This is a genomic window from Tatumella sp. UBA2305, assembly GCF_002345795.1.
In the GTDB taxonomy this organism is placed as follows: Bacteria; Pseudomonadota; Gammaproteobacteria; order Enterobacterales; family Enterobacteriaceae; genus Tatumella; species Tatumella morbirosei.
In genome coordinates, this window is sequence record NZ_DDVT01000015.1 from 494,835 (window position 1) to 518,075 (window position 23,241).

Sequence of the window (23,241 nt, forward strand, 5' to 3'; positions counted from 1 at the left end):
TGTCGATAACTACAGTTCAGCCTAAATAGTGACTGAAGGGAAATATCAATTCCGGTACTGCATTTTACAAAAACGGCAATGGCGCTTCAGCGCGGTCGAAGACCTTCCGTAATAACACTCTGAATATTATTCAGCGTCTGGGTAAAGAATTCTTCATCCTGCAAGCTTTTTCCGGTAATCGCCTGTACCTGAATCGCAAAGTCTGCGTAATGCTGGGTCACTGACCACAGCATAAATATCAGCTGACAGGGATCGGTTTCTGCCAGTTGCCCGCGGCTAATCCATAAACGAATCAGTTCGGCCTTTTCATTCACCAGCTCACGCAATCCACCTTCCAGTTCCTGCTGTAACACTGGTGCACCCTGCAGAATTTCCAGACAAAACAGACGTGATGCCTGGGGATGATCCCGGGATACTTCCAGTTTCAGGCGGATATAATGGTTAATGGCCTCCAGAGGTTGCTGCTCGGCCTGCAATGCCCTGAGCGGAGCCAGCCAGACAGCGAGTATTTCCTGCAATACGGCCAGATAGAGCTGCTCTTTGGAAGGGAAATAATATAACAGATTAGTTTTAGAGACATCCGCCAGTGCAGCCACCTGCTCCACCCGGGTGCCGTGCAGACCAAACTGCGAAAAGAGTGACAATGCCGCGTTCACAATCGCCGAACGCTTAGCCGCAACCGCCCGGGAGCGACGTCCCGGTTTTTTCTCACTGACTTTCACTGACTAACCTCATCTCTGTCCTTTTGCAGCATCATAACAGACTGCCCTGAATGCACCACTGCACAGAATTGCCCTTTTTCTGCGCAATCGCCGTCAGGTGCTGCACTTATTTTTACCAAATGGTCTGTTTTGGACCATTTATTCCGGTTTGTGATGACGGGAATCTTATTAATTTGTTGTTTTTAAAGTGATATCAAAATGTGGCACAGCCTTTGCTTAATTTAACAGGTACACACGACTCAGCGACGACCCATGGAGATGCAGGATGCACCGCCGCCGACAGGTGAAACTTTAATCATTCATCAGACGAGGTTTGACATGAAAATAGGCGTCTTTATCCCGATTGGTAATAACGGCTGGCTGATTTCTGAAAATGCTCCGCAATATATGCCGAGTTTTGAACTGAACAAAACCATCGTTCAACGGGCCGAGCATTATCATTTCGATTTCGCACTCTCAATGATCAAATTACGCGGTTTTGGCGGTAAAACTGAATTCTGGGACCACAACCTGGAGTCATTTACGCTGATGGCCGGTCTGGCTGCGGTGACCTCACGCATCGAGATTTATGCCACGGCAGCCACCCTGACTCTGCCACCGGCCATTGTCGCGCGAATGGCCAGCACCGTTGACAGCATCTCTGGTGGACGTTTCGGCGTCAATCTGGTCACCGGCTGGCAAAAACCGGAATACGACCAGATGGGTCTCTGGCCTGGCGAAGAGTATTTCTCCCGTCGTTATGACTATCTGACCGAATATGTCACCGTCCTGCGTGATTTATGGGGCACCGGAAAATCCGATTTTAAAGGCGATTTCCTGACCATGAATGATTGCCGGCTCAGTCCTCAGCCGCAGAAACCTATGAAGGTGATCTGTGCCGGACAAAGTGATGCCGGGATGGCCTTCTCTGCACAATATGCCGATTACAACTTCTGCTTCGGTAAGGGAGTCAATACTCCGACCGCCTTTGCTCCCACCGCTGAACGGATGAAAAAAGCGGCAGAAAAAGCCGGTCGCGATGTCGGTTCCTATGTGCTGTTTATGATTATCGCCGACGAAACCGATGAAGCGGCACGCGCTAAGTGGGAACACTACAAAGCCGGTGCAGACCAGGAGGCTCTCGCCTGGCTGACCACCCAGAGCCAGCAGGATACCCGCTCAGGAAGCGATACCAACGTGCGGCAAATGGCCGACCCGACCTCCGCGGTAAACATCAATATGGGCACCCTGGTGGGTTCTTATGCCACAGTGGCAAAAATGCTGGATGAGGTGGCGACCGTAGAGGGTGCAGAAGGTATTTTGCTGACCTTTGATGATTTTGTTCAGGGTATTGAGAATTTTGGACAGCGTATCCAGCCGCTAATGACCAGCCGGAGCGCCGTAACTGAAGCAATGAAAGAGGTGGCCTGATGAGTACTGTAATCTGTTCGACTGCCAGTCAGTTAAATAATGTGGTTGTCACTGCGAAACCTGAATCCATCGCATTTCCGCCGCAGCAAACGGCATTGATCGTTGTAGATATGCAGAATGCCTACGCCACTATCGGGGGCTATCTGGATCTGGCGGGCTTCGATGTCTCAGCCACCAAACCAGTGATTGCCAATATTAAAAAAGCTGTCGATGCTGCCCGTGCGGCCGGTATTCAGATTATCTGGTTTCAGAATGGCTGGGATGACCAGTACGTAGAGGCCGGAGACGCAGGTTCACCCAATTTTCATAAGTCGAATGCGCTAAAAACTATGCGTAAAAACCCTGATCTGCAGGGCAAGCTATTATCCAAAGGCGGCTGGGACTATCAGTTGGTTGATGAACTGGTCCCGCATCCGGAAGACATCATTATTCCGAAAATCAGGTACAGCGGCTTCTATAACACCCCACTGGACAGCATGCTGCGCAGCCGGGGGATTCGTCATCTGATTTTTACCGGCATCGCTACGAATGTCTGTGTGGAATCTACACTGCGTGACGGCTTTTTCCTTGAATATTTTGGCATTGTACTGGAAGACGCCACCTATCAGGCCGGACCTCCTTCTGCCCATGAGGCAGCACTGTTTAATATTGAGACTTTTTTCGGCTGGGTCTCCGATGTCAGCAGTTTTTGTAGCGCCATTGCGCCGGTTTCTGAACAGGAACGTCCGGCAGCCTGAGTACCGGATTTTCATCACCTGCCACTGAGAATAAAAGGAAAATGAGTATGCCAAAATCTGTGATTATCCCTGCCGGAACCAGTACACCTATCGCCCCGTTCGTTCCCGGAACACTGGCGGATGGGGTTGTCTACGTGTCTGGGACATTACCCTTTGATGAAAACAATAATGTGGTGCATGTGGGGGATGCCGCAGCACAAACCCGCCATGTGCTGACCATGATTAAAAATGTGATTGAAACTGCCGGCGGAACCATGGATGACGTCACATTCAATTCTATTTTTATTACTGACTGGCAAAACTATGCCGCAGTAAACCAGGTGTATGCCGAATTTTTCCCCGGAGAAAAACCGGCCCGTTTCTGTATTCAGTGTGGCCTGGTGAAACCAGACGCGTTAGTTGAGATTGCCACTGTCGCCCATGTCGGTAAGCAGGCTTGATTATGCAGATACAGATTTCCGGTGTTGATTCCGCTGATGCTCCGGTGGTGGTGTTATCCGCCGGACTGGGCGGCGCTGCGGCCTTCTGGAAACCCCAGATGGCTGCACTGAGACAAAAATACAAGGTCGTCACTTATGACCAGCGCGGAACCGGCAATAATCCGGACCAGCTCCCCGAAAATTACTCAATGCAACAGATGGCAGATGAGCTGGCCGCGGCACTCGATGGCCGGGGGATTGACCGCTATTGCGTGGCGGGTCATGCGCTGGGTGGGCTGATTGGCCTGCAACTGGCTGCCAGCTATCCGCAACGGGTGACCGGTGTGGTGGTGATTAATGGCTGGCTGTCACTGAATGCTCATACCCGTCGCTGTTTCCGCGTCCGCCAGGAACTGTTGCTGAATGTGGGTGTGGAGGCTTTTGTCCGCGCTCAGCCACTGTTTCTCTACCCGGCTGACTGGATGGCTGATAATCAACAGCGCATGGAAGCTGAGGATATCAGTCATGCAGAACATTTCCAGGGCACGGATAACCTGTTGCGCCGGCTGAATGCGTTAATGGCCTGCGATTTTACCCGGGTTGCACCGACTCTTAACCTGCCGGTGCTGGTTATCTATAGCCAGGACGATTTACTGGTGCCCTGGACCTGTTCGGTAGCACTGGCAGATGCGCTGCCACAGTCCAGCGTGGCGGCAATGGCCCGCGGAGGTCATGCGATGAGTGTCACTTACCCGGATGAATTCAACCAGTTGTTGTTACCCTGGCTTGAACAACACGCTGCCTGAAAGGCAGGAATTTAAATAAGGACTGCAGATGAATGTTTCTGAATTGGCCCCGCTAACGGACGGGGTGGATAAACAGCAGTTCCGTAATGCCATGTCGCGCCTCGGAGCAGCCGTCAATATTATTACCACCGACGGACCCGCCGGCCAGGCCGGATTTACGGCATCTGCGGTGTGCAGTGTGACGGATACACCGCCGACACTGCTGGTTTGTCTGAATCGTTCAGCGTCCGTGTGGCCGGTTTTCCAGGCCAATGGCCGGTTATGTGTTAATACATTGTCCGGCGATCATCAGACATTATCAGGATTATTTGGCGGTAAAACCCCAATGCCCGATCGCTTTGCGGCAGCTCAATGGTCTGAACTGACCACCGGCTGCCCTGTGCTGACAGGGGCTGTCGCCTCTTTTGATTGTGAAATTACCCAAAGTGTCAGTGTGGGCACCCACGATATTTTATTTTGTCAGGTACGGGCTCTGGTCTGTGACCACACACCGCATGGTCTGATGTGGTTTGACCGGCGTTATCATTCTCTGACCCGGCAGGAAGCCTGATTACGAAGCCAGTCACTGGCATTCATTGCTTTTCCACTTTACCGGAGTACAAAGTTTATGAGCTGGTTTCCTGTATGGCGTAAAAAAACAACCCTCAGCGGAGACGGTGTCATCGCTCCTGATGAAACTCTGCCCTTTGGCCCGACCCTGGTGATGGGGTTACAGCATGCGGTGGCTATGTTTGGCGCCACAGTGTTAATGCCGTTGCTGATGGGACTGGATCCTAATCTCAGCATTCTGATGTCAGGGATAGGCACCCTGCTGTTCTTTCTGATAACAGGAGGTCGTGTTCCCAGTTACCTGGGTTCCAGTGCTTCATTTGTCGGCGTAGTAATTGCAGTGACGGGGTTTACCGGGCAAGGTATGAATCCTCATCTTGGGCTGGCGCTCGGCGGTATTATCGCCTGCGGGGCTGTATACGCAGTGATTGGGCTGGTGGTCATGAAATCCGGTGCCCGCTGGATTGAAAAACTGATGCCCCCGGTCGTCACAGGTGCGGTCGTTATGGCGATAGGTCTCAACCTGGCACCTATCGCCATTCACAGTGTATCAGGCTCAATGTTTGACAGTTGGATGGCGGTCATTACCGTGGTTTGCATCGGAATCGTGGCTGTGTTTACCCGCGGTATGATCCAAAAACTGTTACTGCTGGTCGGGCTGTGTCTGGCATGGGTTGTCTATGCTGTGCTGACCAATGGCCTGGGACTGGGCAAACCTGTGGACTTTTCACCACTGGTGGCAGCGCCATGGTTTGGGCTGCCTGCGACCACCGCGCCGGTGTTTGACTGGCAGGCGATAGTGATGATAGCGCCAGTGGCGATTATTCTGGTGGCAGAAAACCTTGGGCATATGAAAGCGGTGGCAGGCATGACCGGACGTAATCTTGACCCGTATGTGGGCCGCGCATTCTTTGCTGACGGACTGGCTACCATGTTGTCGGGCAGTGTTGGCGGCAGTGGCGTAACGACATATGCAGAGAATATCGGCGTGATGGCGGTCACCAAGGTCTATTCAACCCTGGCATTTGTCGCAGCCTCAGTCATCGCCCTGTTACTTGGTTTTTCACCAAAGTTTGGGGCGCTGATCCATACCATCCCGGGCCCGGTGATTGGGGGTGCCTCCATAGTCGTGTTTGGCCTGATTGCTGTCGCAGGTGCGAGAATATGGGTCCAGAATAATGTTGACCTGAACCGCAACGGTAATCTGATCATGGTGGCGGTCACTCTGGTTCTGGGGGCCGGTGATTTTGCGCTAAAAATCGGCAGTTTCACTCTCGGTGGCATTGGCACCGCGACCTTTGGCGCGATTTTACTCAATGCCTTCCTTAGCCGCAGAAATTCACCGGCAGCAGACAATCCTGCAACACTGGTGACTCCTTCCGGTAAGTAACCGACCCTGATATTGGCTGGCTACCTCAGGTAGCCAGCACTATTCCGTGCATACTGCATCACAGTCATTCCGGCGGTTAATCATCAATCACCGGGAAAACGAACTGCCCGGGCCCGGGAGACAACACTCTGGCCGGAAAAGCACTCAATCTGCAATGTTATCTGGCAGGTTGACAAGAGTCAGTGACTGACGATTTGCCGAAATCATCGTTAATCCCCCCCACAGCCGGAGCTGCCCTGCGTGACCTGCTCACTATTGCATGGCTTCCAACGGAAGATTCCTGAAATCTGTCATCTGGAAACTGACATTTGAATAGTAAACATCGACCGGGTATCTCCACTCTGGTTATTTCTGCCCGTAATAAGCATCCGGCCCATGTTTGCGCATAAAATGTTTTTTCATCAGATAAGAGTCGATGTCCCGAAGCCCGGGCTTAATCGCACAGGCAATCCAGGCGATGCGGGCAACCTCTTCAAGAACGACCGCATTATGCACGGCATCGTGAGCATCTTTCCCCCAGGCAAACGGGCCATGCTGACAAACCACGACCCCCGGGGTATGCAGGGGATTTCGCTCTCCCACCGTTTCGATAATCACCGTCCCGGTATTCAGTTCGTACTCCCCCTCAACTTCCTGTTGTGTCAATGCCCTGGTACAGGGAATATCACCGAGAAAATAGTCAGCATGCGTGGTACCCAGCGCCGGAATTGACAATCCTGCCTGTGCCCAGGCGGTGGCATGTGTCGAATGGGTATGGACAATCCCCCCCAGAGAGGGAAAACGCCGATATAATTCCAGATGGGTGGCAGTATCTGAGGAAGGCCGCCATTTACCCTCAACGATATTCCCGTCAGTATCCATCACCACCATATCGTCGACCGTCATCGCATCATAAGCAATACCACTCGGCTTAATCGCTATCAGCCCCTGACGGCGATCAATCGCACTTACGTTTCCCCATGTGAAAGTAACCAGTCCATAGCGTGGAAGATCCTTATTAGCCTCAAAAACCTGCCGTTTCAGTGTTAACACCTTAAGCCTCCAGCAATCCTGCTTTCACCATTTGTTCACGAACCCAGGTCCGGGCTTTTACCACTTCAGCCTCCGGGTCATCCGCGGTTTCGCTCCACATCTCAATCAGATACGGACCCGAATAGCCTGTCTGTTTCAGGGTACGGAAGCAGCGATCGAAATCCACAACGCCACTGCCGAAAGGGACATTTTTGAACTCACCGGGACGGGTATCTTTAACGTGCACCGCGACGATATGTCCTTTTCCGGCCTCCAGTTCCAGTTGTACGTCGTTATCCCATGCCGACAGATTGCCCAAATCAGGATAGATCTGGAACCATGGATTATTCAGGTAATGGGTATACCCCAACGCCTTACTGATGGAGTTCATTAACGGATAGTCCATAATCTCCATTGCCAGCGTGACCTGAGCACGACTTGCCATAACGATGCTCTGCTTCAGCCCCTCACGAAAACGGCGGCGGGTCTCATCATTAGCCTGCTGGTAATAAACATCATAGCCGGCAAGCTGGATGACGCGGATACCGACATCCTGTGCGAAACCGATCGCCTTTCGCATGATCTCCAGCGCTTTTTCACGTACCGCATCATCTTCACTCCCCAGCGGAAACCGGCGGTGTGCACTGAGACACATTGAAGGGACCCGCACCCCGGTTTCTGCAATGGCATTCACCAGTTGCAGGCGCTGTTGCCGGCTCCAGCTAAGTCGGGCAAGACGTGTCTCAGACTCATCCACTGACATTTCAACAAAATCAAAGCCCAGCTGTTTCGCCAGTTGCAGGCGCTTAAACCAGCACTCCCCCGCAGGGAGTGCTTTTTCATAGATACCCAGTGGAACCTGTTGTGACAACATAGCTGCTCCTTAGCCCCAGATATCAGCGATTGAGCGCCTGAACTGGCGGGCTGCCTCCACCGGCGATGCCGCATCGCGAATACTCCGGCCCGCGATAAACACATGGATCGGTATATCTTTAAACAGAGGCAGGTCTTCAAGTGCCAGTCCCCCGGTGACTGTGACTTTAAAACCCATGTTGTTCAGACGCTTAATCGCCCGGATATCCTGTTCTCCCCAGGACACTCCTGCCGCCTGTGCATCCCGACTACGGTGATACACCACCTGCTGAATCCCCGCAGCATGCCATGCCTGAGCCTGTTCCCACGTCCAGTGCCCCGTCAGTTCAATCTGAACGTCTCCTCCGAACTCTTTTGCCACTTCCAGCGCTCCGCCGGCGGTGTTTATGTCTGCACAACAGATCACGGTGATCCAGTCGGCATGGGCTTCAAAGCACATCCGGGCGAGGATTTTTCCTGCATCCGCTATTTTGGCGTCGGCCAGTACAATTTTATGCGGATAGAGTGCCTTCAGGTCTCGTACTGCCCGTACACCTTCGCCAACACAAAGAATGGTACCGACTTCAATAATATCCACCTCTTCAGCAATCAGCCGGGTGGTTTCATAAGCGTCTGACAGCGTGTGATTATCCAGTGCGACCTGCAACATAGGTAATGGCATATTCAATTCCTTATGGGTTTCTGCCTGCGTGGCATCATCTATTAAATCAATGACATCCTGTTCTGTGCGACAGGCGCGTAAGCGGTCAAAGTTGGCTTCATCCTCAAATAAGCTGACAATCTGCATAATGCCTACTTCCTGGTGAGTCGTAGCATCCACTGCGGCCATCGTGATAAGAATGTCGACCGGATCATTGTCTTCGTGATTAAAGATGAGCGGTGTTTTTAAGGTAACCAGCGAAAACCCCGTCTTCCTGACGCCCTCTTCCGGACGTCCATGGGGCATCGCCAGCCCGGGCGCAATAACAAAATAAGGCCCGTGCTGCACAACCCCGTCGAGGATTGACTGGTAATACCGGGGTTCAACGACATCAGCCTTTACCAGCAAATCAACCCCCAGTTTTACCGCTTCCTGCCAGTCGCTGGCTTCGGCCTGTAAAAGAATGGAATTATTTTCTGTCAGGGAATCACGTAATCTCATCTCCTGTCCTCACATGACATCTTGCGGAAAATGCGTTTTGATGACTTCCAGCAATTTGGGGCCAAAATCCGCTGGCGATAACATATTGCGGACCCCCACGACATATTTATTGCCTGTCACCGTGATTTCACCGGCGATATGGGTAGAGGCGATAATGATATCCGCGCCGTTAAGTTCACTTTTGTATTCACCCACTGCACAGCTGCTCACTGTATGGTCAATATTTGACTGGGTCAGAAACTGGTCAACTTTCATTTTCATAATCATAGAGCTACCTTGCCCATTACCACACACAGCCAGGATACGTACGGTCATATTGGATACTCCCTAGTGAGCAGAAATATCTGCTTTTGATTTTTCCTCGGCTTCTTCAGCCCGCAGTTCACGTCCTGCGAAGAACATGTAAGCCAGAGCAATCAGGATGATGACAGTCATAAATGCCAGTCCCAGGCTGAAGAAACCCTGCATCATTGGCGGTGCCAGAATTGACCAGTCCGCCATTCCCATCCAGGCGCTCATGTCCGTCAACTTAATCGCCCATACACACCCGAAGATTTCAACCATCCCCATGACCAGACAAATCTTGATAGCAGCCCGCCAGCCGCCAAAATGATTGGCAAAGACACCGATGGTTGCATTAGAGAAAAACATAGGAATGAAACCCGGGATAATCAGGACAGAGGAGCCGCAGACCACCAAAATGCCTACCGCAATTAACTGGCCGATGGTACCCCACATAAATCCCCAGACCACCGCGTTGGGCGCAAAGCTGTATATCGCCGCACAGTCAATCGCCAGCACGGCCCCCGGGATCAGTCGTTGAGAAATCCCATTAAAGGCTTCAGACAGTTCGGCAACAAACATTCGCACCCCCTGGGTGATGATGAAAATTGCCACCGCGAAGGAGAATCCGGTCTGAAGGATATAGACGGTCCAGTGAGTCTTCCCGGCCATCGCCTGCACCACATCAATCCCAAATGAGAGCAGAATGACCCCGAAGAAAACGGTCATGACAATGGCCGTCGACACGATATTGTCATGGAAAATATTCAGCCAGCCGGGCAACTTAAGCTCTTCAACACTCTCTTGTTTTTTACCGAGAAAGGGCGCGACTTTGCAGGCAATCCAGGAAGCAAACTGTTGTTGATGCCCGATGGAAAAACCACAGCCGTCGGTGACTTCCTGTGTCGGCCGGTACATCATGTTGGAGGTGATACCCCAGTAAAGCGATACCAGCACCGCAGTGCAGATGATAGTGGTCCACATGGGGTAGCCGAAGATATAGAACGACACCGCTATCAGTCCGGCTTGCTGGAACATGATATGCCCCGTCAGCATGATAGTCCGGATGCCGGTCAGACGGCGCAGCAACACATAGATAATATTCAGCGCCAACGCCAGCAGAACAGCATAGCCGACCCAACTGTAGGCATCGCCCATTCGCTCAATCGCAGCCATCATTGACGCGTAAGTGTCAGAGATAGCTCCGCTAATCCCATAGACTTCCGACATTCTGGCGACAACCGGCTTAAAAGTGCTGGTCAGAATTCCTGAACCTGCCTGCAGCAACATAAAACCAATGATGGTTTTAATCGTGCCTTTAATAATTACGCTCACACTTTTACGCAGCAGGATATAGCCCAGGCAGGTCACAATACCCAGCAACAACGGCGCGTTAGTCATTACCTGATTAAAAAATATGGTAAAGGCGTTATAGAGGATCTCCATAATTCGCTCCAAAAATGAGAACACGAGGAGCAATCCCTGAATGATTGCCATCGCAACCATACCAATCAAAGTGAATCAAAAAAGATCTGATATGATTATTTGTGACAGGACCCACAAATTATTTCCACAGATGTTGTATGGTTATAATGCTTCAATTGAGTCTTTAACAAAAATACATAAAATACAATTACATAAAACAAATTTATTCGTTTGTCGCCAGGGGTTAACCCGGTTAAAAGTAACCAGTAAAGCCGTTTACCTATGCTTCACCGAGGCTAAACAGCAATAACCAGACTAAATTAACAATTACTAATGATCATAAATGATTTAATATGATCACAAGGAGATATTTGATGAGTAAAGTGAAGACCATAACCCGCGAGTCATGGATCCTGAACACCTTCCCGGAATGGGGTTGCTGGCTGAACGAAGAGATTGAGCAGGAACGGGTCGCTCCGGGAACTTTTGCTATGTGGTGGCTGGGATGCACCGGCATCTGGCTGAAATCGGAAGGAGGAGCCAATATTTGCATCGACTTCTGGTGCGGTACCGGAAAGCAGAGCCACGGGAATTTACTGATGAAGCAAGGGCATCAGATGCAACGTATGGCGGGGGTGAAAAAACTCCAGCCCAACCTGCGCACCACCCCTTTTGTCCTGGATCCGTTTGCTATCCGCCAGATTGACGCAGTACTTGCCACCCATGACCATAACGACCATATCGATGTCAACGTCGCTGCCGCAGTGATGCAAAATTGTGCCAGTGATGTGCCGTTTATCGGTCCTCAAACCTGTGTCAATATGTGGGTAGACTGGGGGGTGCCCAGAGAGCGCTGTATCGTGATGAAGCCAGGTGAGGTGGTGAAAATTAAAGATGTCGAAATACACGCTCTCGACGCCTTTGACCGTACTGCATTAATTACTTTACCGGTGGAACAAACAGCCGCAGGTACGCTACCGGAGGGTATGGATGAGCGTGCAGTGAACTATTTGTTTAAAACACCAGGTGGAAACCTTTATCACAGTGGTGATTCTCATTATTCAAATTACTACGCCAGGCACGGCAACGAATATCAGATTGATGTTGCACTGGGTTCTTACGGGGAAAACCCGCGTGGCGTGACAGATAAAATGACCAGCTCCGATATGCTGCGTATGGCAGAATCGTTGAACACCAAAGTCGTGATCCCTTTCCATCATGATATCTGGTCAAACTTCCAGGCCGATCCGCAGGAGATTCGGGTGCTCTGGGAGATGAAAAAAGACCGACTTCACTATGGCTTCAAACCCTTTATCTGGCAGGTCGGCGGAAAATTCATCTGGCCTTTGGATAAAGACAATCTGGAATATCATTATCCTCGTGGTTTTGATGATTGTTTTACTCTCGAACCCGATTTACCCTTTAAGTCTTTTCTTTAACACACAAGGGGCCGGATAATCCGGCCCCGGCCATGATGGCCGATAACAGTGAGCCGGTGCCAGAATGACGGAAACACAGAGACATTATCTTTTACTGGATCTACTGCGTGAACACAATGTTCTCAGTGTCAGCCAGATTACAGAATTGCTGGGGACTTCACCGGCTACCGCCCGGCGGGATATCGCACGGCTGGATAAAGAAGGGAAAGTGCGGAAAATCCGTAATGGTGCTGAAGCGGTCATTCCGGAACGTGAGCGCTGGGCTCCACTTAACCCACATCAGGCCTCTAACCATGACGAGAAAGTCCGGATTGCCAGAGCCGCGGCGACCTTTATTCGTCCCGAGGAGAGTGTAGTGATTAACTGCGGTTCCACCGCTTTCTTACTCGGCCAGGAGATCTGCAATAAACCCGTACAAATCATCACTAATTATCTGCCGTTAGCTAACTATCTGATTGAACACGATCATGAAAATGTGGTGATTATTGGCGGGCAATATAATAAAAAACAGTCCATCATTCTGCCTTCTCAGGAAAGCAGCAATTCGCTTTATGCCGGTCACTGGATGTTTACCAGCGGTAAAGGCCTGACCGCCGATGGGCTTTACAAAACGGACATGTTGACGGCTGTTTCCGAGCAACGAATGCTAGGGATGGTGGGAAAGCTGGCAGTGCTGGTGGACAGCAGTAAACTGGGTCAGCGGGCCGGTATGCTGTTTAGCAAAGCTGAAAATATTGACCTGGTCATAACCGGACAACAGGCTGATGAGGAAATTGTGAAACAACTCCGGGCACAGGGTATCGAAGTCGTGCTGGTATAACACCGGATCGCGAGGCTAAAGTGTTTGCTGAAGGTACAGCAACGTCATCAGCGACGACGGTCAACCGGACAGTCTCATCTCACCCTGACCAGCGAACAGGTCATTAAATAGCCCCTGTCTCCCCGGGATCCCGGGACAACATTCATTAACGTTGAATCAGAGCCGTGCCCTGACCACAGCCATTTCCCTGTCACCGACAATGATCCCGGAGTGATATGACGAATCATGATTTTTTAACCCGGATTGATGGCCTGTTTTATCGCGCGACAGACCCTGCCTTCCGGGAATATGCCCTGTCCGGGTCAGTCACCGCAGGTCGCTATTCGGCTGTCAGCCAGCCAACACTTTACCTGAGTTCATCACCTGAAGGTGTAGAGGCCGCCATGTTGGCACACCGTACTCAACGGGCGCCGGCTTCTGAAATCCTCTGCATCCGGGTGTCTGCAAACAATATTTTCGATTTGCGTGATACGCACGCTTTGCAATACGCCGGAATCGATATCAATGATGCGATTGCTCCGTGGCAGGAAATTGTCGCTGCCGGCGAGACTCCCCGTTCATGGCGGGTACGGCGGCGGTTGGAAGCGTTAGGGGCTGCCGGACTGATTGACCCTTCCCGCAAAGCGCCCGGACTGTGGCACCTGGTATTATTCCAGTGGAATCAGGGAGCGGGAGTCAGCGCAGAACTGATTGATGGAACCGGAAATCCCTGACCGTTCTGCAGAACATGGCCGATCAGGGAGCCTGATATTGTGGTCGATTATCTTAACTCAGACAGCCTGATTACAAAGAGAATCGCTGCTGAATAAAGTTCGCGGCCAGGGTGACGCCCTCCGCAGAGATGGTGTGTGGAACCCCGGGCTCAAATACCGCAGTCACCTCGACCCCAAGCCCTTCCAGTACCTGCTGCGCGTGCTGACTCTCAGTCCAGGGGATTACCGGATCTGACTGGCCATGAATCAGCAGAGCTGCCACACCCGCTGCCGGGTGAAAAGGCTCAGGCGAGGCTAAACGCCCGGAAAAGGCCACGACCCCGGCCAGCGGTAATGCATTACGTACCAGTGCATCCAGAGACATAATGCTGCCCTGTGAAAATCCTACCAGAATCAACTGGTCCCCGGCAGTCACCTGGTTTTCTCGCAGAATCTTTTGCAGAGTGGCATCAAAAGATTCCCGCGCCTCAGCGATACGTGAAGCACGATTCTCTTCTGTTACACCGTTCACGCTAAACCACTGATAGCCGGATCCCATATCACAACGATGCGGTGCATCCGGCGAAACAAAAGTCACGTCAGGCATAGTAGCTTCCCAGAAATCACCCAATCCCCGGAGATCCGCACCATTACTGCCGACACCGTGTAACAGTATCACTATTTTTTTACTCATCTTTGCCTCTCACAGCCCCAGATCCACAAGTGATGGACCTTCAGGGACAATACCGTTTGGATTCAGTGATTTAATAGAATAATAGCCCTGTTTTATATGATCAATATTGACCGTCTCACGAATACCCGGAATATCCAGAATCCGTCGGGTATAGCGGCTGAGCGCCGGATAGTCACTGAGATGCTGCAGGTTACATTTAAACAACCCGTAGTAAGCCGCATCGAAACGGATCAGAGTGACAAACAATCGGATATCTGCCTCGGTTAACTGCCCGCCCACCAGATACTCACGCCCGTCACTCATCCGTTGTTCCAGACTGCTCAGCATAGCAAATACATCACTGAAGGCTTCCTGATAACTCAGTTGTGTGGTGGCAAATCCGGCCCGGTAGACGCCGTTGTTGAGTTTGGGGTAAATCTGTTCATTCAGCGCATCAATTTCGGCCTGCAAGGAGCCCGGATAGAGATCGATGTCGTGGCGAGCCAGGCTGCCAAAGCCCTGATTCATTATTCGCACGATATCGGCCGATTCATTATTCACGATGGTGCCGGTTTTTTTGTCCCACAATACTGGTACCGTCGCCCGTCCGGTGTACTGTGGGTCGGCCATGGTGTAAATCTGGTGGATCCACTGGCAATGATTCACATTATCGGCCACAGCACCGGGGTAATCACCAAAATGCCAGCCCTGATCCAATAGCCAGGGTTCCACTACGGATACCGTGATCACCTCTTCCAGCCCTTTGAGCTTACGCGCCATTAACGTACGGGAAGCCCAGGGGCAGATGTAAGCAACATATAAATGGTATCGCCCTGCTTCTGCCGCAAAACCGGTTTCCCCCCCGGGGGTAATCTGATGACGGAATCCCGAAGTCTGGCGGACGAATCCGCCTTTTTTATCCACTGCCTGCACCGGATGCCAGTCAGCGCTCCATTGACCATTTACCAGCATGTCCCCTCCTGAATCAGTGACTAAAGGTTGGTTTTAACGCGTATTTTCCGTCACCGGTTAACGCCAGGACCAGCAGACCGATAATCCAGAAACCCGGGAACTCCCAGCCACCATTAGGATCGGTAAAGAAAAAGCCGGCATGGCCGTGTACGGTAATAATAGTGCCTAACAGTAACGGAATTAAGGCAACAGCCGCAATACGCGCATAAACTCCCAGAATAAGCGCCAGTGCACCGACAAATTCAACCACCATCACCAGGTAGGCCAGGCCGCCGGGCAATCCCAACGATTCAAAAAATTTCGCCGTCCCGGCCGGGGTGAATACGAATAATTTCAGCCCGAGATGAGCCAGGAACAGAATGCCGAGTGCAATACGTAACAACAGAGCAGCATAGGGAGTAGTACGGGTATCGTTCATGATTATTTCCTCAGTAAAGTGTTGTTGAGGAAAAGACTACCCGAATTACACAGTCAGGATTAGTCGTCCTGAGAGCGCATATTAGTTTCCATTTTGGAAATAATTACCAGCCCTGCTCCCAGACGGGCTGGCCGGCGAAAGCACTGGCCAGATAATCAATCATCGCCCTGGATTTATGCGCAAGATATCGGGCCGGTGGATAGAGTGCAAATAACCCCAACGGGGCCGGCGCATACTGCTCCAGCAGGGGCACTACCTGGTGATTTTTCAGCGCATCGCCAGCAATAAAGGTCGGTAAACGGCCTATCCCCAGCCCCGCTGTCACCGCCTGCAGACACACTTCGGCATTTGAAAATTTAAGCCGGCCATGGATAGCCTGCTCCTGCAGTTGCTTTTCCGGACCGACAAATGGCCAGCGATAAGGGTCACGAAAATTGGTATCCACTATGCAGTCATGCTCTGCCAGTTCTGTCCAGTGTTGCGGAGTGCCCCTGCGGGCCAGATATTCCGGTGAAGCCACCAGCAGTATTCGGATATCACACAGCTTTCTCGCCATCAGGCTACTGTCTGCCAGCGCACCAATGCGCAGCGCAAGATCAAAACCTTCATCAATGATATTCACCAGCCGGTCTGCATAGCTAACATCCAGCTCAATGTCCGGAAAGCGTTGCGCAAAATCAATCAGATGGGGGGTCAGTTGAGTGGTACCAAAGGTGACCGGCGCCGAAATGCGCAACCGACCGGCAGGAGAATCTGAAGTATTCCGGATAGCATCATTCAGAGCATCGTACTCACCGATCAGTGTACGTATCCTTTCGTAGTAGGCTACACCGACCTCGGTAACCGTCAGAGAGCGGGTACTGCGGCGAAATAACTGCACGCCAAGAATTTGTTCCAGCCTGGAAATTAATTTGGAAGCCTGACCGTGGCTGGTATGCAGACGCCGGGCGGCGGCGGTAAAACTGCCCGACTCCACCACCGCAATAAACATCCGATCGCAATCCAGTCTTTCCATCCGCTGTTCTCCGGTACAATTTTTCATGGCTTCGGTTCAGAGGAGCCAGTCCGGCGCAGGCGAACTTGCCGCGCCGGAATCATCATACAGAAAAATAGTGGCGGAAAAAGCCGGTGACGGATAACCGGTTAAAAACCTTCCAGGACAATTTTACCGCGGGCACGGCCACTTTCGATCAGTTGATGTGCCTTACGTAAATTGTCGGCACTGATTTTCCCGTAATGTTCTCCGAGCGTCGTTTTCAGCGTTCCGTCGTCCACCAGCCGGGCGACTTCATTCAGAATCTCATGCTGCCGCTGAATATCCGGGGTAGTGTAAAGTGAACGGGTAAACATCAGTTCCCAGTGCAGCGAGACTGCCTTACGTTTCAGTGGTAACGCGTCGAGTGTTTCCGGATCATCAATAAGCCCGATACGGCCCTGCGGGGCAACAATATCTGCCAGTTGCGGATAGTGCAGATCGGTATGAGTCAGGCTGGCGATATAATCAACCGATTCGATGCCCGCGTCCAGCAGCTGCTGTTTCATCGGTTGACGATGATCAATCACATGATGTGCGCCCAGTGATTTAACCCATTCAGACGTTTCTTCCCGCGAAGCCGTGCCAATCACCGTCAGTCCGGTCAGGCTGGCCGCCAGTTGCGTCATAATCGAACCTACACCACCACCGGCTCCGACAATCAGTAACGATTTCCCCTGTCCATCACCCACCTGCAGGCGGTCAAACAGCAACTCCCAGGCCGTCAGAGAGGTCAGCGGTAAGGCTGCCGCTTCAGCGTTATTCAGGCTAGCGGGCTTACGACCCGTAATACGTTCATCGACCAAATGATATTCGGCATAGGTTCCCGGGCGAATCAGTGATCCGGCGTAAAAAACTTCATCACCCGGCGCGAATAGCGTGACACTGTCACCTACCGCTTCGACCACGCCGCTGGCGTCCCAGCCCAGGATCCGGGGTTGCTCAGGATCCCCGCCATTTCGCACTTTGGTATCTACCGGATTTACGGAAATCGCGTTGATTTTCACCAGCAGGTCATGACCGGTAGGTTGTGGTTTAGTGGTTTCTGTTTCATACAGTGACTGTGGATCGGTCAGGGGTAAACCGGCTTTCTGGTAAACAATGGCTTTCATAAATTTCTCCGGATATTGTTAACATCGGGTTAGCACTTTTGGCTGCTGGCCCCATTCTGTTCATCCCGGGGCTAAAGAAACAGCCGTTTTACCGGGTAACACTTTCTCTTTTATTGTGAAAATAGCGATGCATTCCCGCGTAAAATATTGTAATTAACGCACTGACGAGAAAGATTACGGAGCTGAAATGGTACGTCTTGAAGATATCTGGTTATTTACCCGGGTGGCGGCACTGGGCAGTTTTTCTAATGCGGCGCGTGAAGCCGGCCTGCTGCCAGGCCAGGTCAGTGCAGCTATCGCCAGACTGGAACAACGTCTGGATACACGTCTGTTTGCCCGCTCTACCCGTAATCTGAGGCTGACAGCGGAAGGCGAAAAGTATCTGCCGTTTGCCAGCGAAATGTTATCGGTGATGCAGGCTGGCCAGCAAAGCCTGAAAAAAGGCACAGATGAGCTGCAGGGGACACTGCGCATTGCCCTGCCTTCCGATTGCGGTCGTAACTTGCTGTTACCCTGGATTAGCGATTTCTGTCAGCAGCATCAGGGGTTAACACTGCAATTATCGGTGTCAGATCAGGTCAGTGATGTTTTCCGTGATCCGATTGATGTTGCCATACGCTATGGCGTACCTGATAACCGCAGTTATGTTGCCAGAGTGTTGGCTGACCGCAACCGACGGGTTCTTGCGGCATCGCCGGAATATCTGAAAAAACATGGCTATCCACAGTCGCTGGATGACCTGCTTCATCATCAGTGCCTGGTCTACAGCCTGAACGGTCATGTCTATGATAAATGGCAGTTCCCACAACAGGATAAGCTTCGCCAGTTACATCTGACCAGCCGCTGGCAGTGTGATGATGCAGATATTGTTCGCCGCTGGGCGGTGGATGGACGTGGTATCATTTACAAATCCTGGCTGGATGTCAGCAGCGATGTGCAGTCAGGACGGCTGGAGATTGTACTGCCGGAGATTGCAGGAGAAGCCGCCCCGCTATATCTGATATGTCCTCATCGACAGCAGCTTTCACCCGCTGTTCGCCAGTTATATCGTGGTCTGAGTGACTATCTGCAAAAAATTATCCGCCAACTGCCGGCTGTCGAATAATTTTCACGCCACCGCAAATACGACTTGATTAGGATCCGAGCGGTTCCTAATATATCCGGATGAAAACTCCTTCTGCTACTCAACGTACTGTCGGACGTCCCCGTGAATTCGATTATGACCAGGTCATGGACGCGGCTATCCGCCAGTTCACTCTTACGGGATACCACGGTTCGTCTATTAGCCTGCTGAGTCAGGCGACCGGGCTGACCGCCGGCAGCCTGTATAAAGCGTTTAATGATAAGCGTGGCCTGTTTCTGGCGGCGTTAACCCGTTATGTGGATATCAATAATCAGCGCCTGGAATCCTCACTCTCTGCGGCCGGTGATGGCATGCAACATATCCGGATTTTACTCGACCACTATCTGGCGAACAGCAACGGTGAAACCGGCAGGCTCGGTTGCCTGGTAGTGACCAGCGCCAGCGAACTGGCCTCAGGAGATCCGGAAATTGCCGCACAAATAGCCCGGTTGATGAAACGCTACCATCAGCGTTTTGTGCGCTATCTGCAACAAGGCATTGAGGACGGTTCGGTCAGAGCCGACCTTGACCCACAGGCTACTGCCTCACTACTGCTGGCGGTTTCTCAGGGGCTGCGGGTGCTGGGTAAATCCGGATTTTCTCTGCAACAGGCCGATGACATTCGTCAGTCAATACTGAAACTCACCCTGCCCTGAAATACGGCTGAGTACCGCCTTATTGATCGGTGATAAATGACCGCCTCCAGGCAGGCTGAGGCAGAGAATAATATTTTACCCTGACATCACGGCATGGTGTTAAGCCGACGCTTGCCGGAAAACTGAGCCCGCTAGCCATTTAGTGCGAATATCTGCGTAATCTCTTACCCCCGGCCAGCTTTTTGCTTACCATCGGGACGAAGGGTCTCACTCAAAGCAGGAGTAATCATGCCACAGACAACCTCGACCAACCGCCGCTGGGTTCTGGCTTCCCGCCCTGACGGCCGCCCGTCTGCAGAAAATTTTCGTCTGGAAACCCGCGACATCCCTCAGCCCGAAGAGGGACAACTGTTACTGAGAACCGTGTATTTGTCCCTTGACCCCTACATGCGGGGCAGGATGAGCGACGCCCCTTCTTATGCCGCCCCTGTTGAAATTGATGGAGTGATGGTCGGCGGCACCATCAGTCGTGTGGTCAGCTCCCGGCATTCTGACTTTAAGCAAGGTGAATGGATCCTGGCCTATACCGGCTGGCAGGATTATGCAGTGGTGGATGCTGCGTCAGTGATTAGTCTCGGCGACAGCCCTGACCACCCTTCGCTGTCATTGGGTGTGGCGGGTATGCCTGGTTTTACCGCCTGGATGGGACTGACTGATATCGGTCAGCCCCGACCCGGAGAAACCCTGGTCGTCGCTGCTGCCACCGGGCCGGTGGGCAGTACGGTTGGCCAGATAGCTAAAATGAAAGGGTGCCGGGTCATCGGTATTGCCGGCAGCGATGAAAAATGCCGGGATGCCACAGAAAATGCCGGTTTCGACCTCTGCCTCAATCATCGTGCCCCGGACCTTGCCGAACAACTGAGCAAAGCCTGTCCGCAAGGTATTGATATTTACTTTGAAAATGTCGGCGGGGCCGTATTCGATGCGGTAGTACCGCTACTCAACCCTAAAGCCCGGATTCCGGTCTGTGGTCTTGCCGCGCGTTATAACGATACTGATACACCGGAAGGCCCGGACAGGCTGCCGGCATTTATCGGTACCCTGTTGAAAAAACGTATCCGCGTCCAGGGATTTATTATTTTTGATGACTATGCCTCACATTTCCCGGCGTTTCGCAACATGATGGCCGACTGGTTACGTCAGAATAAAATCTATTATCGTGAAGATATTGTTGAAGGTCTGGAACAGGCACCTCAGGCATTTGGCGGAATGTTACAGGGTCACAATCATGGCAAGCTGGTGGTCCGTGTCGCCGCTGATTAACGGACGTAAAGGCATTTAGTCTGCCTCACCGGCCGCCTTGTAATGAAAACCAAACCCGGATGGCGGGTTGAGCGATAACCTGAAAATTTTATCTGTTTACCAAAAGGACAATACTATGACTGCTTATGTGATCTTTATCCGCGATGAAACCGTGGATCAGGATGAAATGCAGATTTACAGCGAAAAAGCTTCTGCGGCACACGGTGACCATCCGATGACACCTCTGGCTTTTTACGGCCCGGCGGAAGCCCTGGAAGGTCCGGGGACTGAAGGAGTGGTATTACTGAAATTCCCGGATATGGACGCGGCTAAAGCGTGGTATTTCAGCCCTGCTTACCAGCAAGCGAAGCAGCATCGTCTGAAAGGCGCGAAGTATCGCGTGGTACTGACCGAGGGTATCGCGTAATCCCGGGCCGTTGCCATCATCCGCTGGCAGCGACCTGAGTACGGTTGTACGTGGGGGTGATTTAGTAGCCGCGAAGCGGATCAATCACCCCACTCATCTCCTCTCCACGTTCGTGGCGGCGAATATTTTCCAGTAATACTTTTACCGAAGACTCCGGGCGGGTTTCACTGGCCATATGGGGCGTCAGCCAGATAGCGGGATGCGACCAGAATGGATGGCCTTTGGGCAGGGGTTCCGGGTCGGTCACGTCGACGATGGCATGGCTTAACTGCCCACTCTCCAGTGCCCGCAACAGATCATCATGATTCAGTTGCTGCCCTCGTCCGGCATGGACCAGCGATGCCCCTGCCGGCAACTGCTCAAACAAAGAACGGCATAAGATTCCACGGGTTAATCCGGTCAGGGGTAACAGGCAAACCAGAATATCGGTATCGGCCAAAAACTCCGCCAGTTGATCATCACCCTGCCAGCAACGAACCCCCGGCACTGTTTTTTCCGTCCGGCTCCAGCCGGCGCAACTGAATCCCAAAGACACTAACTGGCGGGCTGCTGCCTGGCCCAGCGTTCCCAGCCCCAATATCCCGACCCGGCAATGCTCTGCCTGAGGGGCCGGATGTTTCTGCCACAGTTGTTGTTGCTGCTGTTGCAGGTAGCGAGGCATACCACGCTGTAAGGCGAGAACCGAAAAAGTAATATAACCCACCATATCCTGTTTCAGTCCGGGCTCAATCATTCTCACCACGGCAACTCCTTCCGGCAACAATGAATAATTGAACTGGTCAGCTCCGGCTCCGACTGAAAAAATCACCTGCAAATCAGGGAACAACTCCTGAAGATTCGGCGGAATTTCCCAGCACACCAGATACTTTACTACCTGCGGATCTCCGGCCTCTGGCCAGATGAAAAATGGCTGTTCCGGCGCATGTTCTGCCAGCCATGTTTTCCAGATGTGCCCACGTTCTGCGTTCGAATGATAATAAACAATACTCATTAGCCCATCGCTTGTGTCATAAACCCAAAGTCCAGCATACCGCCATGCGTTTTTTCCGGCGGCACACCACGAATCATCAGTAACGGGGTATCCACTATCGCCAGCCCGCAAGCGGTCAGCCACTCAGAAAATGAGCTGTCTCCATACGTGTCAATACGCAAAAACTCACCCGCCAGCGAGGCGGCACAATGGCTGAACAACTGCCTGGCAACCCGTTCATTACGGGCGATTAAAGGGCCTGCCTGGTAGCCATGACCAAATTGACGCAGACAGACAAATCCCTCGATCTGCCCTTGTTGTTCCAGCGCCCACAATCCCTCTGTAGTCAATAACTGCTGATACAATGCCGGGCGGTAAAGCCCGTGGGCCTGCTGGTCAAATTCGATAATCTGTGCCAGTTCACCTGCCTGCAGGCGACGAATCTGCTCACTTTCACCCAACACTGGCGGTGCAAATACCGGCAACCGCGCGCACTGGTGCTGGTGCACGGTGCCGTGCGCTGTGAAACCAAACTTCTGATACAGTCCCTGACCGGCTTCGGTGGCATGCAGCCGAACACTGGTCCCGGAGACCTGCTCCAGCAATGCACCGATCATTGCTTTACCCATCCCCGTCCCCTGGTGTGCAGGGTCGACAATGACCAATCCCAGGGTACTGCGCTGCTCTCCCCAACGCCAGACCAGAGCACATCCGACAATCTGTTGTTGTACAACAGCAACCACGCCTTCTCCCAGAGAAAATGCCTGTTGCCAGTCTTCCGGCCGGTGTGGCCAGTGCATCATTTGGGTAAGCCGGTATCCGGCCGGCAAATCCTCCGGCTGCATAGGGCGCAACACAAAACTCATTCGGACTCCTGAACCTTTATCATTAACACAGCC

At 52.2% G+C, this 23,241-nt stretch carries 26 protein-coding genes and 1 pseudogene; 13 read left to right on the plus strand and 14 right to left on the minus strand.

All coding sequences use genetic code 11. The features are described from left to right. Positions 1 to 86: 86 nt before the first annotated feature. Positions 87 to 722, minus strand: coding sequence for an HTH-type transcriptional regulator RutR (rutR, locus tag B3Z23_RS08670; protein ID WP_294906878.1), 636 nt, complete (start codon positions 720 to 722; stop codon positions 87 to 89). Positions 723 to 1,040: 318 nt separating this feature from the next. Between rutR and rutA the strand changes: the two genes are divergently transcribed. Genes rutA through rutG form a run of 6 tightly spaced genes read left to right on the plus strand, consistent with a single transcriptional unit; the run spans position 1,041 to position 6,033 of the window. After that, positions 1,041 to 2,132: a pyrimidine utilization protein A gene (rutA, locus tag B3Z23_RS08675; protein ID WP_294906881.1), complete on the plus strand. Its 1,092-nt coding sequence runs from the start codon at positions 1,041 to 1,043 to the stop codon at positions 2,130 to 2,132. Next, the gene (rutB, locus tag B3Z23_RS08680) at positions 2,132 to 2,869 is read left to right on the plus strand and encodes a pyrimidine utilization protein B (RefSeq protein WP_294906884.1); all 738 of its coding nucleotides are present in this window, start codon (positions 2,132 to 2,134) and stop codon (positions 2,867 to 2,869) included. The genes rutA and rutB overlap by 1 nt, the downstream gene beginning before the upstream one ends. Positions 2,870 to 2,916: 47 nt before the next feature. After that, entirely contained in the window at positions 2,917 to 3,309 is a 393-nt protein-coding gene (gene rutC, locus B3Z23_RS08685; protein ID WP_294906887.1) for a pyrimidine utilization protein C, read from the plus strand. Positions 3,310 to 3,311: 2 nt separating this feature from the next. Continuing rightward, the gene (gene rutD, locus B3Z23_RS08690; RefSeq protein ID WP_294906890.1) at positions 3,312 to 4,094 is read left to right on the plus strand and encodes a pyrimidine utilization protein D; all 783 of its coding nucleotides are present in this window, start codon (positions 3,312 to 3,314) and stop codon (positions 4,092 to 4,094) included. 28 nt (positions 4,095 to 4,122) lie between these two features. Then, positions 4,123 to 4,644, plus strand: a complete 522-nt coding sequence (gene rutF / locus B3Z23_RS08695; protein WP_038020629.1) for an NADH-dependent FMN reductase RutF — start codon at positions 4,123 to 4,125, stop codon at positions 4,642 to 4,644. 57 nt (positions 4,645 to 4,701) lie between these two features. After that, positions 4,702 to 6,033 (plus strand): pyrimidine utilization transport protein G, encoded by a 1,332-nt coding sequence (gene rutG / locus B3Z23_RS08700; protein ID WP_294906896.1) that lies wholly within the window; start codon positions 4,702 to 4,704, stop codon positions 6,031 to 6,033. A gap of 345 nt (positions 6,034 to 6,378) precedes the next feature. Here the strand turns inward: rutG and B3Z23_RS08705 are convergent, their stop codons facing one another. The 6 genes and pseudogenes from B3Z23_RS08705 to ulaA all read right to left on the minus strand — a co-directional run bounded on the left by B3Z23_RS08705 (position 6,379) and on the right by ulaA (position 10,786). Beyond that, positions 6,379 to 7,065 (minus strand): L-ribulose-5-phosphate 4-epimerase, encoded by a 687-nt coding sequence (locus B3Z23_RS08705; RefSeq protein WP_294906899.1) that lies wholly within the window; start codon positions 7,063 to 7,065, stop codon positions 6,379 to 6,381. A 1-nt stretch (position 7,066) separates the two neighbouring features. Then, complete coding sequence (locus B3Z23_RS08710) at positions 7,067 to 7,918, minus strand: L-ribulose-5-phosphate 3-epimerase (RefSeq protein ID WP_294906902.1); 852 nt, start codon at positions 7,916 to 7,918, stop codon at positions 7,067 to 7,069. Between the two features lie 9 nt (positions 7,919 to 7,927). Then, entirely contained in the window at positions 7,928 to 8,578 is a 651-nt protein-coding gene (locus B3Z23_RS08715; protein ID WP_294907694.1) for a 3-keto-L-gulonate-6-phosphate decarboxylase UlaD, read from the minus strand. 21 nt (positions 8,579 to 8,599) lie between these two features. Then, a pseudogene (gene ulaC / locus B3Z23_RS08720) lies at positions 8,600 to 9,058 on the minus strand (PTS ascorbate transporter subunit IIA); the annotation flags it as partial. Positions 9,059 to 9,067: 9 nt separating this feature from the next. Continuing rightward, complete coding sequence (ulaB, locus tag B3Z23_RS08725; RefSeq protein ID WP_294906905.1) at positions 9,068 to 9,373, minus strand: PTS ascorbate transporter subunit IIB; 306 nt, start codon at positions 9,371 to 9,373, stop codon at positions 9,068 to 9,070. Positions 9,374 to 9,385: 12 nt separating this feature from the next. After that, positions 9,386 to 10,786, minus strand: coding sequence for a PTS ascorbate transporter subunit IIC (gene ulaA / locus B3Z23_RS08730; RefSeq protein WP_294907697.1), 1,401 nt, complete (start codon positions 10,784 to 10,786; stop codon positions 9,386 to 9,388). 353 nt (positions 10,787 to 11,139) lie between these two features. Between ulaA and ulaG the strand changes: the two genes are divergently transcribed. The 3 genes from ulaG (at position 11,140) to B3Z23_RS08745 (ending at position 13,737) form a co-directional block, all read left to right on the plus strand. Next, positions 11,140 to 12,204 carry an L-ascorbate 6-phosphate lactonase gene (gene ulaG, locus B3Z23_RS08735; protein ID WP_294906908.1) on the plus strand — a complete coding sequence of 355 codons (1,065 nt, stop codon included), beginning with the start codon at positions 11,140 to 11,142 and terminating at the stop codon, positions 12,202 to 12,204. Between the two features lie 64 nt (positions 12,205 to 12,268). Then, positions 12,269 to 13,024 carry an HTH-type transcriptional regulator UlaR gene (gene ulaR, locus B3Z23_RS08740; protein ID WP_294906911.1) on the plus strand — a complete coding sequence of 252 codons (756 nt, stop codon included), beginning with the start codon at positions 12,269 to 12,271 and terminating at the stop codon, positions 13,022 to 13,024. Positions 13,025 to 13,239: 215 nt separating this feature from the next. Then, positions 13,240 to 13,737, plus strand: coding sequence for an RES family NAD+ phosphorylase (locus B3Z23_RS08745; protein WP_294906914.1), 498 nt, complete (start codon positions 13,240 to 13,242; stop codon positions 13,735 to 13,737). 70 nt (positions 13,738 to 13,807) lie between these two features. Here the strand turns inward: B3Z23_RS08745 and B3Z23_RS08750 are convergent, their stop codons facing one another. The 5 genes from B3Z23_RS08750 to B3Z23_RS08770 all read right to left on the minus strand — a co-directional run bounded on the left by B3Z23_RS08750 (position 13,808) and on the right by B3Z23_RS08770 (position 17,924). After that, complete coding sequence (locus tag B3Z23_RS08750) at positions 13,808 to 14,410, minus strand: alpha/beta hydrolase (protein ID WP_294906917.1); 603 nt, start codon at positions 14,408 to 14,410, stop codon at positions 13,808 to 13,810. 9 nt (positions 14,411 to 14,419) lie between these two features. Then, positions 14,420 to 15,361 (minus strand): glutathione S-transferase family protein, encoded by a 942-nt coding sequence (locus tag B3Z23_RS08755; protein WP_294906920.1) that lies wholly within the window; start codon positions 15,359 to 15,361, stop codon positions 14,420 to 14,422. Between the two features lie 13 nt (positions 15,362 to 15,374). Next, positions 15,375 to 15,779 (minus strand): DoxX family protein, encoded by a 405-nt coding sequence (locus B3Z23_RS08760; protein ID WP_038020617.1) that lies wholly within the window; start codon positions 15,777 to 15,779, stop codon positions 15,375 to 15,377. A 103-nt stretch (positions 15,780 to 15,882) separates the two neighbouring features. Beyond that, positions 15,883 to 16,794 (minus strand): LysR family transcriptional regulator, encoded by a 912-nt coding sequence (locus B3Z23_RS08765; protein WP_294906924.1) that lies wholly within the window; start codon positions 16,792 to 16,794, stop codon positions 15,883 to 15,885. A 128-nt stretch (positions 16,795 to 16,922) separates the two neighbouring features. Beyond that, positions 16,923 to 17,924 (minus strand): zinc-binding alcohol dehydrogenase family protein, encoded by a 1,002-nt coding sequence (locus tag B3Z23_RS08770; protein WP_294906927.1) that lies wholly within the window; start codon positions 17,922 to 17,924, stop codon positions 16,923 to 16,925. Between the two features lie 187 nt (positions 17,925 to 18,111). Here B3Z23_RS08770 and B3Z23_RS08775 point away from each other — a divergent pair, with 187 nt between their 5' ends. The 4 genes from B3Z23_RS08775 to B3Z23_RS08790 all read left to right on the plus strand — a co-directional run bounded on the left by B3Z23_RS08775 (position 18,112) and on the right by B3Z23_RS08790 (position 21,372). Further along, positions 18,112 to 19,029 (plus strand): LysR family transcriptional regulator, encoded by a 918-nt coding sequence (locus B3Z23_RS08775; RefSeq protein WP_294906930.1) that lies wholly within the window; start codon positions 18,112 to 18,114, stop codon positions 19,027 to 19,029. A gap of 59 nt (positions 19,030 to 19,088) precedes the next feature. Continuing rightward, entirely contained in the window at positions 19,089 to 19,703 is a 615-nt protein-coding gene (locus B3Z23_RS08780) for a TetR/AcrR family transcriptional regulator (protein ID WP_294906932.1), read from the plus strand. 228 nt (positions 19,704 to 19,931) lie between these two features. After that, positions 19,932 to 20,966 (plus strand): NADP-dependent oxidoreductase, encoded by a 1,035-nt coding sequence (locus tag B3Z23_RS08785; RefSeq protein ID WP_294906935.1) that lies wholly within the window; start codon positions 19,932 to 19,934, stop codon positions 20,964 to 20,966. A 115-nt stretch (positions 20,967 to 21,081) separates the two neighbouring features. Further along, positions 21,082 to 21,372 carry a DUF1330 domain-containing protein gene (locus B3Z23_RS08790; protein ID WP_294906938.1) on the plus strand — a complete coding sequence of 97 codons (291 nt, stop codon included), beginning with the start codon at positions 21,082 to 21,084 and terminating at the stop codon, positions 21,370 to 21,372. Between the two features lie 61 nt (positions 21,373 to 21,433). Here B3Z23_RS08790 and B3Z23_RS08795 read toward each other — a convergent pair whose 3' ends face one another. Both B3Z23_RS08795 and B3Z23_RS08800 read right to left on the minus strand, forming a co-directional pair. Next, positions 21,434 to 22,363: a 2-hydroxyacid dehydrogenase gene (locus B3Z23_RS08795; protein ID WP_294906941.1), complete on the minus strand. Its 930-nt coding sequence runs from the start codon at positions 22,361 to 22,363 to the stop codon at positions 21,434 to 21,436. Beyond that, the gene (locus tag B3Z23_RS08800) at positions 22,363 to 23,208 is read right to left on the minus strand and encodes a GNAT family N-acetyltransferase (RefSeq protein WP_294906944.1); all 846 of its coding nucleotides are present in this window, start codon (positions 23,206 to 23,208) and stop codon (positions 22,363 to 22,365) included. Before B3Z23_RS08800 ends, B3Z23_RS08795 begins: the two co-directional genes overlap by 1 nt. Positions 23,209 to 23,241: the final 33 nt, after the last annotated feature.

Bases quoted from the DNA above. Each gene is read 5' to 3' on its own strand.
- rutA (WP_294906881.1), top strand. From the start codon at position 1,041: ATGAAAATAGGCGTCTTTATCCCGATTGGTAATAACGGCTGGCTGATT.
- rutB (WP_294906884.1), top strand. From the start codon at position 2,132: ATGAGTACTGTAATCTGTTCGACTGCCAGTCAGTTAAATAATGTGGTT.
- rutC (WP_294906887.1), top strand. From the start codon at position 2,917: ATGCCAAAATCTGTGATTATCCCTGCCGGAACCAGTACACCTATCGCC.
- rutD (WP_294906890.1), top strand. From the start codon at position 3,312: ATGCAGATACAGATTTCCGGTGTTGATTCCGCTGATGCTCCGGTGGTG.
- rutF (WP_038020629.1), top strand. From the start codon at position 4,123: ATGAATGTTTCTGAATTGGCCCCGCTAACGGACGGGGTGGATAAACAG.
- rutG (WP_294906896.1), top strand. From the start codon at position 4,702: ATGAGCTGGTTTCCTGTATGGCGTAAAAAAACAACCCTCAGCGGAGAC.
- B3Z23_RS08710 (WP_294906902.1), bottom strand. From the start codon at position 7,918: ATGTTGTCACAACAGGTTCCACTGGGTATCTATGAAAAAGCACTCCCT.
- B3Z23_RS08715 (WP_294907694.1), bottom strand. From the start codon at position 8,578: ATGCCATTACCTATGTTGCAGGTCGCACTGGATAATCACACGCTGTCA.
- ulaB (WP_294906905.1), bottom strand. From the start codon at position 9,373: ATGACCGTACGTATCCTGGCTGTGTGTGGTAATGGGCAAGGTAGCTCT.
- ulaA (WP_294907697.1), bottom strand. From the start codon at position 10,786: ATGGAGATCCTCTATAACGCCTTTACCATATTTTTTAATCAGGTAATG.
- ulaG (WP_294906908.1), top strand. From the start codon at position 11,140: ATGAGTAAAGTGAAGACCATAACCCGCGAGTCATGGATCCTGAACACC.
- ulaR (WP_294906911.1), top strand. From the start codon at position 12,269: ATGACGGAAACACAGAGACATTATCTTTTACTGGATCTACTGCGTGAA.
- B3Z23_RS08745 (WP_294906914.1), top strand. From the start codon at position 13,240: ATGACGAATCATGATTTTTTAACCCGGATTGATGGCCTGTTTTATCGC.
- B3Z23_RS08750 (WP_294906917.1), bottom strand. From the start codon at position 14,410: ATGAGTAAAAAAATAGTGATACTGTTACACGGTGTCGGCAGTAATGGT.
- B3Z23_RS08755 (WP_294906920.1), bottom strand. From the start codon at position 15,361: ATGCTGGTAAATGGTCAATGGAGCGCTGACTGGCATCCGGTGCAGGCA.
- B3Z23_RS08760 (WP_038020617.1), bottom strand. From the start codon at position 15,779: ATGAACGATACCCGTACTACTCCCTATGCTGCTCTGTTGTTACGTATT.
- B3Z23_RS08765 (WP_294906924.1), bottom strand. From the start codon at position 16,794: ATGGAAAGACTGGATTGCGATCGGATGTTTATTGCGGTGGTGGAGTCG.
- B3Z23_RS08770 (WP_294906927.1), bottom strand. From the start codon at position 17,924: ATGAAAGCCATTGTTTACCAGAAAGCCGGTTTACCCCTGACCGATCCA.
- B3Z23_RS08775 (WP_294906930.1), top strand. From the start codon at position 18,112: ATGGTACGTCTTGAAGATATCTGGTTATTTACCCGGGTGGCGGCACTG.
- B3Z23_RS08780 (WP_294906932.1), top strand. From the start codon at position 19,089: ATGAAAACTCCTTCTGCTACTCAACGTACTGTCGGACGTCCCCGTGAA.
- B3Z23_RS08785 (WP_294906935.1), top strand. From the start codon at position 19,932: ATGCCACAGACAACCTCGACCAACCGCCGCTGGGTTCTGGCTTCCCGC.
- B3Z23_RS08790 (WP_294906938.1), top strand. From the start codon at position 21,082: ATGACTGCTTATGTGATCTTTATCCGCGATGAAACCGTGGATCAGGAT.
- B3Z23_RS08795 (WP_294906941.1), bottom strand. From the start codon at position 22,363: ATGAGTATTGTTTATTATCATTCGAACGCAGAACGTGGGCACATCTGG.
- B3Z23_RS08800 (WP_294906944.1), bottom strand. From the start codon at position 23,208: ATGAGTTTTGTGTTGCGCCCTATGCAGCCGGAGGATTTGCCGGCCGGA.